This is a genomic window from Paraburkholderia sp. BR10937, from assembly GCF_040965695.1.
Lineage (GTDB): Bacteria > Pseudomonadota > Gammaproteobacteria > Burkholderiales > Burkholderiaceae > Paraburkholderia.
In genome coordinates this window covers 343,831-359,020 of record NZ_JBFRCL010000001.1, presented here as the reverse complement: position 1 = coordinate 359,020, position 15,190 = coordinate 343,831, and the positions used below count along the sequence as shown (strand labels likewise).

The 15,190-nt window shown below is 66.5% G+C and carries 12 protein-coding genes; 4 read left to right on the top strand and 8 right to left on the bottom strand.

Features of this window, described 5'->3' with window-relative positions; all coding sequences use genetic code 11:
• Positions 1-25: 25 nt before the first annotated feature.
• Entirely contained in the window at positions 26-913 is an 888-nt protein-coding gene (locus AB4Y44_RS01620) for a lipid A biosynthesis lauroyl acyltransferase (RefSeq protein WP_368698524.1), read from the bottom strand.
• A gap of 272 nt (positions 914-1,185) precedes the next feature.
• On the opposite strand from AB4Y44_RS01620, the gene metK reads away from it, so the two are divergent.
• The gene (gene metK, locus AB4Y44_RS01615) at positions 1,186-2,376 is read left to right on the top strand and encodes a methionine adenosyltransferase (RefSeq protein WP_368698523.1); all 1,191 of its coding nucleotides are present in this window, start codon (positions 1,186-1,188) and stop codon (positions 2,374-2,376) included.
• A gap of 125 nt (positions 2,377-2,501) precedes the next feature.
• Here metK and AB4Y44_RS01610 read toward each other — a convergent pair whose 3' ends face one another.
• On the bottom strand, positions 2,502-2,870 hold the full coding sequence (locus AB4Y44_RS01610; RefSeq protein ID WP_342924424.1) for a hypothetical protein: 369 nt from the start codon (positions 2,868-2,870) through the stop codon (positions 2,502-2,504).
• Between the two features lie 525 nt (positions 2,871-3,395).
• On the opposite strand from AB4Y44_RS01610, the gene AB4Y44_RS01605 reads away from it, so the two are divergent.
• Positions 3,396-4,157 (top strand): phytanoyl-CoA dioxygenase family protein, encoded by a 762-nt coding sequence (locus AB4Y44_RS01605; protein WP_342924423.1) that lies wholly within the window; start codon positions 3,396-3,398, stop codon positions 4,155-4,157.
• 22 nt (positions 4,158-4,179) lie between these two features.
• On the opposite strand, the gene AB4Y44_RS01600 is transcribed toward AB4Y44_RS01605, so the two are convergent.
• Positions 4,180-4,386 carry a DUF3185 family protein gene (locus AB4Y44_RS01600; RefSeq protein WP_069264683.1) on the bottom strand — a complete coding sequence of 69 codons (207 nt, stop codon included), beginning with the start codon at positions 4,384-4,386 and terminating at the stop codon, positions 4,180-4,182.
• A gap of 235 nt (positions 4,387-4,621) precedes the next feature.
• Here AB4Y44_RS01600 and mgrA point away from each other — a divergent pair, with 235 nt between their 5' ends.
• Both mgrA and AB4Y44_RS01590 read left to right on the top strand, forming a co-directional pair.
• Positions 4,622-5,665: an L-glyceraldehyde 3-phosphate reductase gene (gene mgrA / locus AB4Y44_RS01595; RefSeq protein WP_342924422.1), complete on the top strand. Its 1,044-nt coding sequence runs from the start codon at positions 4,622-4,624 to the stop codon at positions 5,663-5,665.
• A gap of 275 nt (positions 5,666-5,940) precedes the next feature.
• Positions 5,941-6,864 (top strand): fatty acid desaturase, encoded by a 924-nt coding sequence (locus AB4Y44_RS01590; RefSeq protein ID WP_368698522.1) that lies wholly within the window; start codon positions 5,941-5,943, stop codon positions 6,862-6,864.
• A gap of 141 nt (positions 6,865-7,005) precedes the next feature.
• On the opposite strand, the gene AB4Y44_RS01585 is transcribed toward AB4Y44_RS01590, so the two are convergent.
• The 5 genes from AB4Y44_RS01585 to AB4Y44_RS01565 form a co-directional block, all read right to left on the bottom strand.
• A complete protein-coding gene (locus tag AB4Y44_RS01585; protein WP_028203177.1) occupies positions 7,006-7,191 on the bottom strand; it encodes a hypothetical protein in 186 nt (61 codons plus the stop codon).
• Positions 7,192-7,565: 374 nt separating this feature from the next.
• Positions 7,566-8,807 carry an MFS transporter gene (locus tag AB4Y44_RS01580; protein ID WP_368698521.1) on the bottom strand — a complete coding sequence of 414 codons (1,242 nt, stop codon included), beginning with the start codon at positions 8,805-8,807 and terminating at the stop codon, positions 7,566-7,568.
• A 104-nt stretch (positions 8,808-8,911) separates the two neighbouring features.
• Entirely contained in the window at positions 8,912-10,429 is a 1,518-nt protein-coding gene (locus tag AB4Y44_RS01575; RefSeq protein ID WP_368698553.1) for an efflux transporter outer membrane subunit, read from the bottom strand.
• 35 nt (positions 10,430-10,464) lie between these two features.
• On the bottom strand, positions 10,465-11,721 hold the full coding sequence (locus AB4Y44_RS01570) for an efflux RND transporter periplasmic adaptor subunit (RefSeq protein WP_368698520.1): 1,257 nt from the start codon (positions 11,719-11,721) through the stop codon (positions 10,465-10,467).
• Positions 11,722-11,731: 10 nt separating this feature from the next.
• Positions 11,732-14,914, bottom strand: coding sequence for an efflux RND transporter permease subunit (locus AB4Y44_RS01565; RefSeq protein ID WP_368698519.1), 3,183 nt, complete (start codon positions 14,912-14,914; stop codon positions 11,732-11,734).
• Positions 14,915-15,190: the final 276 nt, after the last annotated feature.

Here is a 15,190-nt window from a genome sequence, read left to right as displayed (position 1 = left end):
CGGGCCTCGATCGTGTGCGCAACGTTCAGTTATAGACGCTCGGCTCGCCTGGCGGCCGCGTCTTGAAGCGCTTATGGACCCAGTAGTACTGCTCGGGAATGTGTGGAATCTGTTCTTCGAGGAAGGCGTTCATGCGGCGCGCGTCGAGATCGTCGTCGCCGGTTGGATAATTTTCCCAAGGTTTGAACACTTTCAGCCGATAACCCTTGTAATTGGGCAACACCTCGCCGATGAACGGTACCACCTGCGCATGACCCACCTTCGCCAGACGTCCCACCGCCGTGAGCGTGCACGCCGGCACGCCGAAGAAGGGCACGAACGTGGAATTGCGCATGCCGTAGTCCATGTCGGCGCCGAGCATCACGGGTTTTTTGTCGCGCAGCCAGCGCAGCACGGCGCGCGCGCTGTCCGCGCGGCTCACCATTTCCGCGCCGAAACGGCTGCGTCCCGCCTTGGCCGCGGCTTCGAACTCGGGGTTCGAGAACGGCTGGTAGAGCGAGCCGCACGGCCGGTGCAGGGAGTAGTTCAGAAACATGGAGCCCGCCTCGATGCCCACGAAATGCAGGCCGAGAAAGAGTGTGGGCGGCAGGTTCCGATCGGTGAGATCGATCTCGCTGTCGAGTTCGACGATTTTTTCGAGCTTCTTCGCCGAGGCGAACCATTGCACGCTGCGCTCCATATAGCTGCGAATCGCGTGACGGAAGTGCAGCCCCGCCACTTCCTCGCGCTTTTCGTCGCTCCACTCGGGGAAGCACAGGCGCAGATTCGTATGAACGACGCGCTTGCGCCGGCTCGGGATCTGATAGAGCAGCCAGCCGAGGCCGTCGCCCAGACGCGCGACGAAGCCATAGGGCAGGATCGCAAACAGCTTGAGCAGGCCGATGGCGAAACGGGAGCCGAGTTTGCCTATCATGTGGCAACTCCGCTGCAGGGCTTGCGAACTGTGGAAGGGGCGATGGGCGGCACGCGGGGGAGACTCTGCGACAATTTAAGGAAGTCGCTATAATAAGGGCTTCGCCGAGTTAATAGACAACTTGCGGGGCGAAGCCGGTGGGCTGTGAACTACGCGTGATCGATCGCGAGTCATGGCAACCGGGCAGCAATTCCGCTAAAGCGTCGCCGCTTCAAAGCTCCCGAAGCTGGCTACGTGAACTCAACCGTCACCAGCTACAAGGAGCCATACACGTGGCAAACGACTATTTCTTCACCTCCGAATCCGTCTCCGAAGGCCATCCGGACAAGGTCGCCGACCAGATCTCGGACGCGATCCTCGACGCCATCCTCACGCAAGACAAGTACTCGCGCGTTGCAGCGGAAACGCTCTGCAACACGGGTCTCGTCGTGCTCGCCGGTGAAATCACCACGACTGCCAACGTCGACTACATCCAGGTCGCGCGCGATACCATCAAGCGCATCGGCTACGACAACACCGACTACGGCATCGACTACCGCGGCTGCGCGGTGCTCGTCGCCTACGACAAGCAGTCGCCGGACATCGCCCAGGGCGTGGACCGCGCGCACGACAACAACCTCGACCAGGGCGCCGGCGACCAGGGCCTGATGTTCGGCTATGCGTGCGACGAAACGCCCGAACTGATGCCGTTGCCGATCCACCTGTCGCACCGTCTGGTCGAGCGCCAGTCGAACCTGCGCCGCGACGGCCGTCTGCCCTGGCTGCGCCCGGACGCGAAGTCGCAGGTCACGATCCGCTACGTCGACGGCAAGCCGCACGCCATCGACACCGTCGTGCTCTCCACCCAGCACTCGCCGGACATCGACCTCGGCACGCTGCGCGAAGCCGTGATCGAAGAAGTCATCAAGCCGGTGCTGCCTTCCGAGCTGATCAAGGGCGACATCAAGTTCCTCGTGAACCCGACCGGTCGCTTCGTGATCGGCGGCCCGCAGGGCGATTGCGGTCTCACGGGCCGCAAGATCATCGTCGATACGTACGGCGGCGCAGCCCCGCACGGCGGCGGTGCGTTCTCGGGCAAGGATCCGTCGAAGGTGGACCGCTCGGCAGCCTACGCCGGCCGCTACGTCGCGAAGAACATCGTGGCCGCCGGCCTCGCGTCGCGCTGCCTGATCCAGGTGTCGTACGCCATCGGCGTGGCCGAGCCGACCTCGGTCATGGTCAACACGTTCGGCACCGGCAAGGTTTCGGACGCGACCATCACGAAGCTCGTGCGCGAGCACTTCGACTTGCGCCCGAAGGGCATCATCCAGATGCTCGACCTGCTGCGTCCGGTCTATGAAAAGACCGCCGCTTATGGCCACTTCGGCCGCGAAGAGCCGGAATTCTCGTGGGAAGCGACCGACAAGGCGCTGGCGCTGGCCGAAGCCGCCGGCACGGAGCCGGTGAGCGCAGCCGTCGCGTAAGCGTTCGCGAAAAGCCGGCTTCGCGCCGGCTTAAGTGAAGCAAGCGAAGAAAAACCCCGCAGGGTGCAAGCCCGTGCGGGGTTTTTGTTTTCTGCGGATTGCGCGGCGCGGGCCGCGCGCAGGTCTTAACGCATCGCGAAGCCGAACCAGCCTGCGCTGCTCACGGCCATCCGGCGCGGCTTGCGCGTGCTGCGCGCCACATGAACCGTGGAGGGCGCGGCGAGCGTGCGCAGCGGCGCATTCGGGCGATAGAGCAGCGTGCGCAGCGAGAAGTGACGCGCGCCCGAGCGCATGCGCAGCACGGCGAAGAACGAGTGGAACCAGGTGCGCATGCCGTCGACGGGCTTCGCTTCGCGCACCTGTTGCGTGAGCGCGCGGGTGCGGGCGGCATGGTGTCGCAGTGCGCGCACCAGGTGACGGCGGGCGGGGCGTGCCGCTTTCAGCGCTGTGTGGGCGGCGTGGGTCATGCGTTGAGTATTGAAGAGGGTATGCATGGCGGTTGAGCAATCGGTTCGAGGTGCGCCTTGCGCGACGCTATGCGTCGAGCAGCAAACGTGCCTGTCTTCCAGGGCGTCACGATTTCGGTGGACGGGAGACGGGCCGCATGGCGCGGCGTAGGACGCGACGCGACGGATTCTTCTGTTGGAGCACCTTGTGGGGCAAGGCGTTCACGGCGATCCGTCCGTGCGATGAGAATTCGGTGAAGTAAAACAACATCGCGACAGGCTACACGCGAATCATGACGGCAGAAAGTCCGTTAATACCCGGCCCTGCGCGTCTTTGATGCATGCGATCCCGCCCTTTGTCTTCATCGCGGTGCGCGCGCGCCATTCGCGTGCGGCTCGATGCGCGGCGCACATGGAGCCACCTCGTGTGAGCGCGTGGTCCTTCCCGCCGTGCCGGCACGCTTTACAATCGATGAAGTCGGCGCGCGCCGACGCCGCACGCTTGTCGTTTGACCAAGCGGCGAACGCAGGCTGCGGCCCTTGCTCGCATCGAGATCGCATAACGGAAGTCCCATGTCAGTCCAGTCAAAGAAAGAACAGGTGCAGGCGCTGCGCGAGCGCGGCTTCGTGGTCGTGCCGGGGCTCGTCTCGCCCGAGCGCTGCGAGGCGATCAAGCGGGTTGCTCAGGAGCAGTTGCAGGCGGCTGCCGCGCCGCTCGAATTCGAGGCCGATCTGCGCTACCCCGGCGCGCCGGAATCGAAGCACGCTCCCGGCGGCCATACGGTGCGGCGCCTGCTCGACGCCTACTCGCGCCACGCGTTGTATCGCGAGTGGGCGACGTCGCCGGAAATCGCGGGGTGGATGGAGCTGTATTTCGGCGAGGAGCCGGTCCTGTCGTGCGCGCATCACAACTGCATGATGACGAAGCATCCGCACTACGGCAGCCTGACGGGCTGGCACCGCGACGTGCGCTACTGGTCGTTCGAGCGGGACGACCTCGTGTCGGTCTGGCTCGCGCTCGGGCCGGAGAAGATGGAAAACGGCGGGTTGTGGTTCGTGCCGGGCTCGCATGAAGCGCCGTTCACCTCGGACAAGTTCGACGCCGCCAAATTCTTCCGCGCCGACCTGCCCGAGAACAAGGTGTGGATCGACCGCGCCATTGCCCCGACGCTCGCCGCCGGCGACGTCGTCTTCTTCCACTGCAACACGCTGCATTCGGCGGGGCAGAACCAGAGCGATCAGGTGAAGTTTTCGCTTGTCTACACCTATCACGGCGCGAGCAACGTGCCGCTGCCGGGCACGCGCTCGGCGTCGAAGCCCGAGGTGAAGTTCTGAGCCGACGCTGCCGTGCTGGCAACTAGCGCCGGCGCCCCGACATCGCGAGCCCGGTGATGCCCGCGAGCGTCGCGGCGATGCCGCCCCCGATCAGGAGGATCGTGCGGTTGGTGGGCGCGCCGGTAAACAGGCGCGACATGTCGTTCGCGAACGAATGGAGCGACTGGCCGCCGAAGTACAACAGCACGACGCCACAGGCGATGAGCGCGATCGAAATCGCTTTGGCCATGAACAACCTCTCGCAAAGGATGGACGCCGCAGTGTAGGCGAGTGGCCGCGGCGCGTCCAGGGTGCGGTTTTTTGCGCCTGCCCGACGCGCGCGCTCCATCGCCTTTCCCGCATAGTGGGCATCTGCACGCCTTGGGCGGATTGGCTAACATAGCTGCCTCACGCGAGCGGTGCGCCCCTCGGCGCATCGCGCCCCTCGTTTCGCTCACTTCCCGTTTTCGCCGAGGATTCAGACCATGGCTTACGCAGCAGCCTCAGAACGCTATTCGGACATGCAGTACCGCTTTTGCGGCAAGTCGGGGCTCAAACTGCCCGCGCTGTCGCTCGGTCTGTGGCACAACTTCGGCGACACCACGCCGATCTCGACCCAGCGCGACATCCTGCGCACCGCGTTCGATCTCGGCATCACGCACTTCGACCTCGCGAACAACTACGGCCCGCCGTACGGCAGCGCCGAAACGAACTTCGGCCGCATTTTCAAGGACGATTTCCGTCCGTACCGCGACGAGCTGCTGATCTCGTCGAAGGCCGGCTGGGACATGTGGCCGGGCCCGTACGGCCAGGGCGGCGGTTCGCGCAAGTACGTGCTCGCGAGCCTCGACCAGAGCCTGCAGCGCATGGGCCTCGACTACGTCGACATCTTCTATTCGCACCGCTTCGACGTGGAAACGCCGCTCGAAGAAACGGCGGGCGCGCTGGCCACGGCCGTGCAGCAGGGCAAGGCGCTCTATGTCGGCATCTCGTCGTATTCGCCCGCGAAGACGCGCGAAATGGCCCGGCTCCTCGCCGAATACAAGGTGCCGCTGCTCATTCACCAGCCGTCGTACAACATGCTCAATCGCTGGGTCGAGGAAGAACTGCTCGACACGCTCGAGGACCTCGGCACGGGCAGCATCGCGTTCACGCCGCTCGCGCAGGGCGTGCTCACGAACAAGTACCTGAACGGCGTGCCCGAAGACGCGCGCGTGAACCGCCCGGGCGGCGGCTCGCTCAAGAGCGAGCACCTGAGCACGCAGAACATCGAGCACGTGCGCAAGCTCAACGACCTCGCGCTGCGCCGCGGCCAGAGCCTCGCGCAGATGGCGATCGCGTGGACGCTGCGCGGCGGCCGCGTGACCTCGGCGCTGATCGGCGCGAGCCGCGCGGAGCAGGTACGCGAGAACGTCGCGGCGTTGAAGAACCTCGAGTTTTCGAAGGAAGAACTCGCGGAGATCGACCGCTATGCGACCGAAGGCGGCGTGAATCTGTGGGAGAAGCCGTCGACCGATCAGCACATCTGAGCGGCACGCTTCTGCCCGCTTCCCGGCGTAAAGAACCGCCTCCTCGCGAGGCGGTTTTTTTATGCGCGAACAATCGGGCAGACATCGGCCACGACCGCGCGGTGCGCCATTCTTCGCTTTGTCATGTGGCCCTGCTAACGTCGCGGCAGCCTTTGCCGCGAGGAATCACCATGGAGTTCTTGAGCGCCGAAACTGAAGCGCTTTCCCCGTCCGCCACCCGCGCCGAACCCGCCAGGCGGCCAACCCACCCACCCAGGCCCGCAACGACGACCCGCATGAACGCCGCGCTGATCGCGTTCGCGTTCACGGCGCTTGGCTACGAACTCATCGGCTTGCCGCTCTTGCTGGACGCAGCGGGCGGCCCGACGCTCGCGCTGCTGGCGACGCTCGCGCCCGTCGTGCTCGCCACGCCGATCCACTGGGGCCTCATTCACGAAGGCATACACGGGCAACTGGCGCGCGACCGGCGCGTGAACGAGTGGTTCGCCCGCGCGCTCTCGATCGGTCTGGCGATGCCGTTCGACGCCGTGCGTTTCGGACACCTGATGCATCACCGCTTCACGCGCGAGCCGTTCGACCGGCCCGATGTGCACGACAAGCACGGCGCGAGCGGTCCGCGCTGGCGTCGTCGCGTGGCGTACTACGGGCGGCTGATGGGCGGCCTGTACCTCGCCGAATTGCTGCTGCCGCTGCTGGCGTTCGTGCCGGCGCGGCTCGCGCGTGCCGTCATCGAGCGCGGCGTGGGCGCGCATGGCCGCGAAGGCGTGCAGGTGCAGCGGCTCTTCGCGAACCACGCCACCGATCCCGTGAGGCGTCGCCGCGCGCGGCGCGACTGGCTCGCGTCGCTCGCCCTCTATGCGGCTTCGTTCGCGCTCTACGGCAAGGCCTGGCCAGTGCTCCTCGTGGCGATGTACCTGCGCGGACTGTGGCTCTCGCTTGCCGACAACCTGCCGCACTACGGCGTCGCGCTCGACGAACCGGGCCGCGCGCGGGATTTTCGCGTACCGCGCGCGCTGGGCGTGCTGCTGATGAATCACCATCTGCATCGCCAGCATCATCTGCATCCGACGCAGCCATGGACGGCGCTGCCCGCGCTCGTGCACGCCGAAGAGGCCGCAGGCGCGGCGGCGCGAACGGGCTACCTGGCCGCTGCATTGCGTCAGTTCAAGGGCTTGCAGCCGGGTATCGATCCCGGCTGAGAGGGGGAGTGCGAGCGGCTGGCGCGCGTGCGCGCCAGCCGCAACGCTTCGAGCCGCGAGGATGCCGCTTCGTTGCTTCGTCACTTCACGGGCCGGCGCATCGCAAGCCGCCGTGCGTACGAAGCGTACGGCAAACGTCCGCTACATCAGCGCCGGCAGTGTCTCGACGAGTGCAACGGCCGCGAGCACGCCGATCAGCGCGCCGATCACGCGCAGCGTGTTGTGTCTGAATTCCGTTGCGCACGGCACTGCGCCAAGAAAGAGCGCGCCAGCGAGGGCCATCGGGATGATCATCACGAAATCGCCGATCGTGAAATAACCTTCCATGCTTGTCTCCTGTCGATCCGGAGTTAGTGCTTCAGCATTGACTCCGGTCCCATGCAGGGATTGCGTATCGTATGGGCGACGATGGCTCGCAGTGCTTGTCTTTCTCATCGCCATGCCAATGGCATGGCGCTGCGGCCCCGGGCCTGCAATCGAGTATAGGTGAGGGCGGCGCGCGCGGCGGCGCGTGTGCGCGCCGTCAGACTCCCCGCGAAGCCGATGCCGCGCCGCAAAAGCCCGCCAGATGCGGCGCTGCGCTGCGGTGCGATGCACACGGCCCGCAAATCGCGAGTCGTCTGAATATTACGGACGCCTTTCGATTGCCATCGCGCGCAGCACACAAAGTCGCGAGTGCGCAGTTTGCATGCCGCGCGGGCTCAGGCCGCTCCGGCTCGTTCGCGCCCGCGCAACGTGAGCGCCAGTGCGAGGCCCACGGCCAGCAGCACGATCACGAGGCCGGCCACGCCGCCCCAGCCCGCGCCGGCCCAGAAGTGGCCGCCGATCGAACCCATCACGCTCGAGCCGAGGTAATAGGCGAGCAGGTAAAGCGCCGCGGCCTGGCCCTTCGCTTCGCGCGCGAGCCGGCCGACCCAGCCGCTCGCGACCGCATGCCCCGCGAAGAAGCCGATGGTCAGGCAGGCGATGCCCGCCGCAATCGCGGTGAGCGGTGCGAACAGCGTGAGCACGACGCCCGTGAGCATCAGCGCGAGACTGGCGATCAGCACGCGGCCGCGCCCGAACGTGTCGGCCATGCGGCCCGACCACGGCGAGGCGACCACGCCGGTCAGGTAGACGAGGAAAATCGCGCCGATGGCCGCCTGGCTCATGTGATAGGGCGCCGCGATCAAGCGGTAGCCGATGTAGTTGTAGAGCGTGACGAAGCTGCCCATCAGGACGAAGCCCATGGCGAACAGCATGGGCAGGCCCGGCCGCGCGAAGTGGCGCAGCAGCGCCGCGCGATGATGCGCGAAGCCGAGGCCGCTCTTCGGCACGAAGTGACGCGAGGGCGGCAGCAGCGAGCGGAACGCGAACATGGAGGCGAGCCCGAGCACGCCGATCACGGCCACGGCCGCGCGCCAGCCGAACAGGTCGGTGACGATGCCCGTGATTACGCGCCCGGCCATGCCGCCGATCGCCGTGCCGCCCACGTAGAGGCCCATCGAAAGGCCGAGGCCGTCCGGGTGCATTTCCTCGGCGAGCCACGCCATGGCCACGGCGGGCACGCCGCCGAGCGCGATGCCGAGGAGCGTGCGCAGCACGAGCATCTCCTGCCAGTGCGGCACGAAGGCGCTGGCGAGCGTGAGCAGCGACGAGGCGCACAGCGAAGCGGTCATCATGCCGCGCCGGCTCCAGCCTTCGGAGACGAAGCCCGCGACGAAGATCGCGATGGCGAGCGCGGCCGTGGTGAACGAGAGCGAGAGACTGCTCTGCGCGGGGCTCACGCCGAAGGTTTGGGAGAACGCGGGCAGGAGCGGCTGCACGCAGTAGAGAAGCGAAAAGGTGGCGTAGCCGGCGAACAGCAGCGCGAGGCTTGCGCGCCAGAATTCGGGAGTGCCGCGTTCGATGTACGGAACGGCGGAGGGCGCGGAAGTGCGCGGGGCGCCCGGTGATGCAGTCACGACAGGATCTCCAGCAAGATTGCAAAGGCGCAACGATACGCCTGTTGGGCAAATGGCGTGGTCGAGCGCCGCAGGCCGGGTGCCCGGCGCAACCGCGCGGCCGCTCAGCCCGGAGCGCGCGAGGCGCCCGGCTGCGCGCTGCGAGCGGCGGCCGGCGAAGCGCCTTGCGGCCCGCTGGCGGGCTGCGCATTTTGTGCGTCGTCCGGGTGGACCAGCGCCGCATCGCCCGGCAAATCCGCCGCGTTCCAGCCGCCGCCCAGCGCCTTCACGAGCGCGACGCTCGCCGCCATGCGCCGGCGCGAGATCGCCACGGCCTGGCGTTCGTTGGTGAGCGCCGTGGTTTGCGCGACCACCACGTCGAGATAGGTGATCGCGCCGCCCAGATAGCGATTGTTGATGGTGACGAGCGTGCGCTGCGCGGCGTTCACCGCGCGGTCCTGGGCCGCCGCCTCCTGTTCGAGCACGCGCAGCGCCGCGAGGTTGTCCTCGACCTCGCCGAAGGCGTCGAGCACGGTCTGGCGATACTGCGCGACGTTCTCGTCATACTGCGCGCGCGCTTCGTTGCGCACCGCCTCGCGCCCGCCGAAGTCGATCAGCGTGCCCGCGAGCGTCGGTCCGAGCGACCAGAAGCGCGCGGGCGCGACGAGCCACTGGCTGAAGTTGGTCGCTTCCAGGCCGCCCGTGACCGCGAGCATGAGGCTCGGGAAGAACGCCGCCGTCGCCACGCCCACCTGCGCGTTTGCAGCGGCCACGCGCCGTTCGGCAGCCGCGATGTCGGGGCGCCGTTCGAGCAGCGTCGAGGGCACGCCCGGCGGGCTCGCGATCGCGCGCACCGCATAGGCCTCCTTCGGCGCGGCAGCGAGTGTGAACGTAGAGGGCGACTGTCCGATCAGGATCGCGATGGCGTGTTCGAGCTGCGCGCGCTGCACGCCGAGATCGATCGCCTGCGCCTCGGTGGTCTGCAGCTGCGTTTGCGCCTGGCCCACGTCGGCGTCGGTGGCGATGCCGCCCGCGTAGCGGTTCTGCGTGAGTTCGAGCGATTCGCGATAGGCCTTGATGGTGTCGTCGAGCAGTTGCCGTTCGCGGTCGACGCCGCGCAGCTCGAAGTAGTCGGTCGCGAGTTCGGCCTGCATGGAGAGCAGCACGGCCTGCGTATCGGCGGCGCTCGCCTGTGCGCTCGCTTTGGCGGCCTCGACGTTGCGCGCGACGCGGCCCCAGATGTCGGGCTCCCAGGTGGCGTCGATGCCCACGGAGTAGTCATTGATCGTCTGACCGGCCTTCGACGTGTACAGGAGATTCTGCGAGGTGCGGTAGCGCGAAAAGTCGCCGCTCGCCGTCACGTGCGGGAAAAAGCTCGAGCGCTGCTGCGCGACGTTCGCGCGCGCCGCGCGAAAGTGCGCCTGCGCGGCCTGCACGTTCTGGTTCGCGCTCTCGACCTGGGCTTCGAGTGCGTCGAGCTGGGCGTCCTCGTAGATCGTCCACCACGCGCCGCGCGACGCACTATCAGCGGGCTGCGCAATCGTCCAGCCCGTGCCTTCGAGTTCCCTGAAGGTTGCGGCCACGGGCATCGCCGGGCGCACGTAGTCGGGGCCTGCCTTGCAGCCGCCGAGCGCCGCGAGCATGGCCAACGCGAACAGTCGAATCCGCGCGTGCTTCATCATTCGCCCTGCGCCTGCGCGCTGTTGCCCATGTTCCTGCCCGCACCGCTCGCGCCATGCGCCGCACCGGCCTCGTGCGCGCCGCGCGGCTGCACGATGCGCACCGGCGTGCCGTCGACGATCGCGTCCTGCGGATTGACGATCACGCGCTCGTCGCCCGTGAGCCCGGCCGCCACTGCCACGCGCGTGCCGAAGTCGGTGCCGAGCGTGACCTTCACGAGCTTCACGCGATCTTGCGCATCGACGGTCGCCACCTTCACACCGTCGGGGCGGAACAGGAAGGCGTTGCCGGGCAGCGTGATCGGCGTGGCCGAGCCGTCGAGCGCGAAGTGGACCTGCGCATACGCGCCGGGCAGCAGTTCGCCGCCGCGGTTGTCCACATCGACTTCGACCAGCATGGTGCGCTGCTGCGCGTCGACCGCGCCCGCGGTGCGCGCGACGATGCCGGGAAAGTGCTTGCCCTGCTCCTCGTTGAGCGTGAGATACGCGTGCTGCTGCACACGGATCTGCTGGGCGTAAGCCTGCGGCACGTTCGCGTACACGCGCAGACGGTCGGCCTGCGCAAGATGGAACAGCTCCTTTTGCGAGGTGCCGCCGTTGCCCGCGTCGATGAGTGCGCCGACGTCCACGTTACGTGCCGTGACGATGCCGTCGAAGGGCGCCGTCACGCGCTCGTACGACTGCAGCTGCGAGAGCCGCGAGACATTGAAGCGCGCGGAATCGAGCGTGGCCTTTTTCGCGAGCATGTCGCCGACTTTTTCGTCGGTGTCCTGTTTCGCCACCGAGCGCGTTTGCAACATCTGCGTCCAGCGGTCGGCCGTGGTTTTCGCGAGCGCGTAGTTCGCTTCGGCGTTGGCGAGATCGGCGCGCGCGGCGCGCAACTGGTCGTCCACTTCGGGCGCCTCGATTTCGGCGAGCAGCTGGCCCGCCTTCACGTGCGCGCCGATGTCGAAGTACCACTTGCGCAGATAACCGCTCGTGCGCGCGTAGATCGGCGTGTCGAGAAAGGCCTGCACGTTGCCGGGCAGCACGAGGTCGAGCGCGCGCGCCGAGCGCTGCGGCGTGACGACCTGCACGGTCAGTGTGCTCGCGCTTTTGGCCTCGCGTTCGAGCGCCGCATGCGCGCTATGGCGCGACCAGATGCCCTGCGCCGCGAGGCCGAGCACCACGAGCGCGGCGAGCACGATGGGCCAGCGCCGCGGTTGATGAGGACGAGGCGGCTCTTGTGGCGAAGGCGTTTGCGAATGAGTCGTCATGACGGGGTATTCATGATTTGGGCATCACGTTTTCACTGGCGCGCTGGCGGCGCTCGCCGAGCTTGCGGTAGATGAGCGAGAACACCACGGGGACGAAGATCAGCGTGGCGAGCGTGCCCACCGCGAGGCCGCCGATCACCGCGCGCCCGAGCGGCGCGTTCTGCTCGCCGCCTTCGCCGAGGCCGATGGCCATCGGCACCATGCCGATCACCATGGCGAGCGCGGTCATGAGCACCGGGCGAAAGCGCGTGTAGCCCGCTTCGATCGCGGCGCGCGCCGCGTCGCCGTGCAGGCGCAACTGCTCGCGCGCGAAGCTGATGACGAGAATGGAGTTCGCCGTGGCGATGCCGATACACATGATCGCGCCCGTGAGCGCGGGAATGGACAGCGTGGTGTGCGTGAGGAACAGCATCCAGACGATGCCCGCGAGTGCGCCCGGCAGCGCCGTGATGATGATGAACGGATCGAGCCACGACTGGAAGTTCACGACGATCAGCAGATACACGAGCACGATCGCGAAGACGAGCCCGCCGAACAGTCCGGAGAACGAATCGTTCATCGTCTGGACCTGGCCGCGCAGCTTGATGCTCGACGTCTTCGGCAGTTCGCTGCGCGTCTCATCGATGATCTTCGCGATGTCGTCGGAAACGGCGCCCAGGTCGCGCCCGTCGGCGGTGCCGTAAATGTCGATGGTGGTCTGCGCGTTGTAGTGCGTGACCACCGCGTCGCCCGAGATGCGCTGCATGCTCGCGAGCGAGCCGAGTATGTTGCTGCGCCCGTTCGCGGTGAGTGGAATGTTGGCGAGCGATTGCAGCGAATCGATCGTGTATTGCGGGGCTTCCGTGACGACGTTGTAGCTCACGCCGTTGATCGGATTGAGCCAGAACGTGGGCGTGGTCTGCTGGCTGCCCGAGAGCGTGATGAGCAGGTCGCTCGCCACGTCCTTCTGCGAGAAGCCCGCCTGCTGCGCGCGCGTGCGGTCCACGTCGATGAAGATGCGCGGCAGGTCCGCGGGCTGCTGGATGCGCGCGTCGGCGAAACCGGGTACGCCGCGCAGCCGCGCGAGCAGCTTCGCCGCGAACGCGCGGTTGCCGGCCACGTCGCGGCCCACGATCTGCACGTCGATGGGCGAGGGCATGCCGAAGTTCAGCGTCTGGCTCACGATATCGGCGGGCAGGAAGGCGAATTGCACGCCCGGAAACTCGTCGTTGAGCGTGCGGCGCAGGAGGCGCACGTAACCGGCGGTCGGGTGATGGTCCTCGTTCAGCGAGATCAGCACGTCGGCGTCGGACGTGCCGATGGTGCCCGTGTTGCTGTACGAGAGGTTGATGCCCGAGACCGGCAGGCCGATGTTGTCGATGATCGAATGCAGCTCGCCCGGCGGAATCAGCGTACGCACGCGCTTGTCGATACGGTCGACGAGCACCGCGGTTTCCTCGACGCGCATGCCGGTTTTCGCGCGCACGTGCAGCGCGATGGTGCCCGCATCGACTTGCGGAAAGAAGTCGCGTCCGAGGAACGGCATGAGCAGCAACGACGCGCCACAGCAGGCGAGAAACGCCACCACGAACCACACGGGATGCTTCACCCGCGCCATGAGAAAACCGCGATAGCGCTCGCGCAGCCCCTCGAAGCCGCGCTCGAACGCGAGGTGCACGCGCATGAACGGATTGCGCGTCGTGCCATGCACGTGATGCAGGTCGGCGGGCTTGTGATGATGGCGCATCAGATACTTCGCGAGCGTCGGGACGAGCGTACGCGAAAAGAAGTACGACGCCAGCATCGCGAACACCACGGCTTCCGCGAGCGGAATGAAGAGGTAGTGCGCCACGCCCGTGAGCAGGAACATCGGCACGAACACGATGCAGATGGAGAGCGTGGAGACGAGCGTGGGAATCGCGATCTGGTGCGCGCCGTCGAGAATCGCCTGTTCCAGCGTCTTGCCTTGCTCCAGTTGCTGGCTGATGTTCTCGATCGCGACCGTTGCGTCGTCAACCAGAATGCCGACCGCGAGCGCGAGCCCGCCCAGCGTCATGATGTTGATGGTCTCGCCGAGCGCTGCGAGTACGATGACCGAGGTGATCATCGACAGCGGAATCGAGATCGCGATGATGAGCGTGGCGCGCCAGTTGCCGAGGAACAGCAGGATCATGAGCGCCGTGAGCGCCGCGGCGATGAGCGCTTCGCGCAGCACGCCCTGCACGGAGGCGCGCACGAACAGCGACTGGTCGGCGACCGGATCGATATTGAGCGACGGCGGCACGAGATTGCGCAGCGTCGGCATCATCTCCTTGATGCGGTCCACGATCTCGAGCGTGGACGTGTTGCCGCTCTTGTTGATGGTGAGAAGCGAGGCGCGCTGGCCGTCCACGCGCACGATATTGGTTTGCGGCACGTAGCCGTCGCGCACGTGCGCCACGTCGCGGATATAGATCGTGCCGCTCGCCGTGGTTTTCACGGGAATGTCGTTCAGGCCCGCTAAGCTGTCGGGGCTTGCATTCATCGTCACCGAATATTCGGTTGCGCCGATTTTCGCCGTGCCCGAAGGCAGGATGAGGTTCTGCGCGCTGATCGCGTTCACCACGTCCATGGGCGAGAGATTGTGCTGCTGCAGCGCGCGCTGGTTGATGTCGACCATGATCTGCCGCTGCTTGCCGCCATAGGGCAGCGGCGCGGAGGCGCCCGGCACGGTCGCGAGCTGCGTCTTCAGGAAGTTGTTGCCGTAGTCGAACAGCTCCTGCTCGGTCAGCTGCGGCGAAGAAAGCGACAGGCGCAGGATCGGCACCGTCGAGGCGTTGTAGCGCAGGATGAACGGCGGCTGGATGCCGGGCGGCAGCGAGCGCAGCTGCGCCTGTGACAGCGCCGTGACTTCGGCGAGCGCTTCCTGGATATTGGCATGCGGCTGGAAGAAGATCTTCACGACCGCAATGCCGTTCAGCGACGTCGATTCGGTGTGCTCGATATCGTTCACCGCCACGGAAAGGCCGCGCTCGTAATTGAGCACGATGCGCTTTTCCATCTCGTCGGCGGGCAGACCCGTGTAGGTCCAGATCACCGAGAGCACCGGAATGTCGATGTTCGGGAAGATGTCCGTGGGCGTGCGCAGGATCGTCAGCGGCCCGACAATCAAAAGCAGCAACGCGAGCACGACGAACGTGTACGGGCGCTTGAGCGCGAGTCGAACGATCCACATGGAACGGCGGGTTCCTTCGCTGGTGGCGGAGTCTGGCTCGCGCGGCTGGTCTGGCCGCGGTGGCGAGCGTTCAGGTTATCGGTATCGTGGCCGGCTATTGTGGCGCGCGTGAGGTCTTTGCCTGTGCTGCGCCGGGCCTTTGTGGTGCACGGTTGGGACAGGACTATAGCGCCAGTCGCCATGCATCAGCGTACTTTTTCAGGGACTGCCCTAGCAAGGTCGCGAAGAATGGGGTTTACCATCTGTTACAGTCAGGTTTTCGTAAGATGCGTGAGC

Coding starts and splice junctions, on each gene's coding strand:
- AB4Y44_RS01620 (WP_368698524.1), bottom strand. CDS start 913: ATGATAGGCAAACTCGGCTCCCGTTTCGCCATCGGCCTGCTCAAGCTG.
- AB4Y44_RS01610 (WP_342924424.1), bottom strand. CDS start 2,870: ATGCATACCCTCTTCAATACTCAACGCATGACCCACGCCGCCCACACA.
- AB4Y44_RS01605 (WP_342924423.1), top strand. CDS start 3,396: ATGTCAGTCCAGTCAAAGAAAGAACAGGTGCAGGCGCTGCGCGAGCGC.
- AB4Y44_RS01600 (WP_069264683.1), bottom strand. CDS start 4,386: ATGGCCAAAGCGATTTCGATCGCGCTCATCGCCTGTGGCGTCGTGCTG.
- mgrA (WP_342924422.1), top strand. CDS start 4,622: ATGGCTTACGCAGCAGCCTCAGAACGCTATTCGGACATGCAGTACCGC.
- AB4Y44_RS01590 (WP_368698522.1), top strand. CDS start 5,941: ATGAACGCCGCGCTGATCGCGTTCGCGTTCACGGCGCTTGGCTACGAA.
- AB4Y44_RS01585 (WP_028203177.1), bottom strand. CDS start 7,191: ATGGAAGGTTATTTCACGATCGGCGATTTCGTGATGATCATCCCGATG.
- AB4Y44_RS01575 (WP_368698553.1), bottom strand. CDS start 10,429: ATGCTCGCGGCGCTCGGCGGCTGCAAGGCAGGCCCCGACTACGTGCGC.
- AB4Y44_RS01570 (WP_368698520.1), bottom strand. CDS start 11,721: ATGACGACTCATTCGCAAACGCCTTCGCCACAAGAGCCGCCTCGTCCT.
- AB4Y44_RS01565 (WP_368698519.1), bottom strand. CDS start 14,914: ATGTGGATCGTTCGACTCGCGCTCAAGCGCCCGTACACGTTCGTCGTG.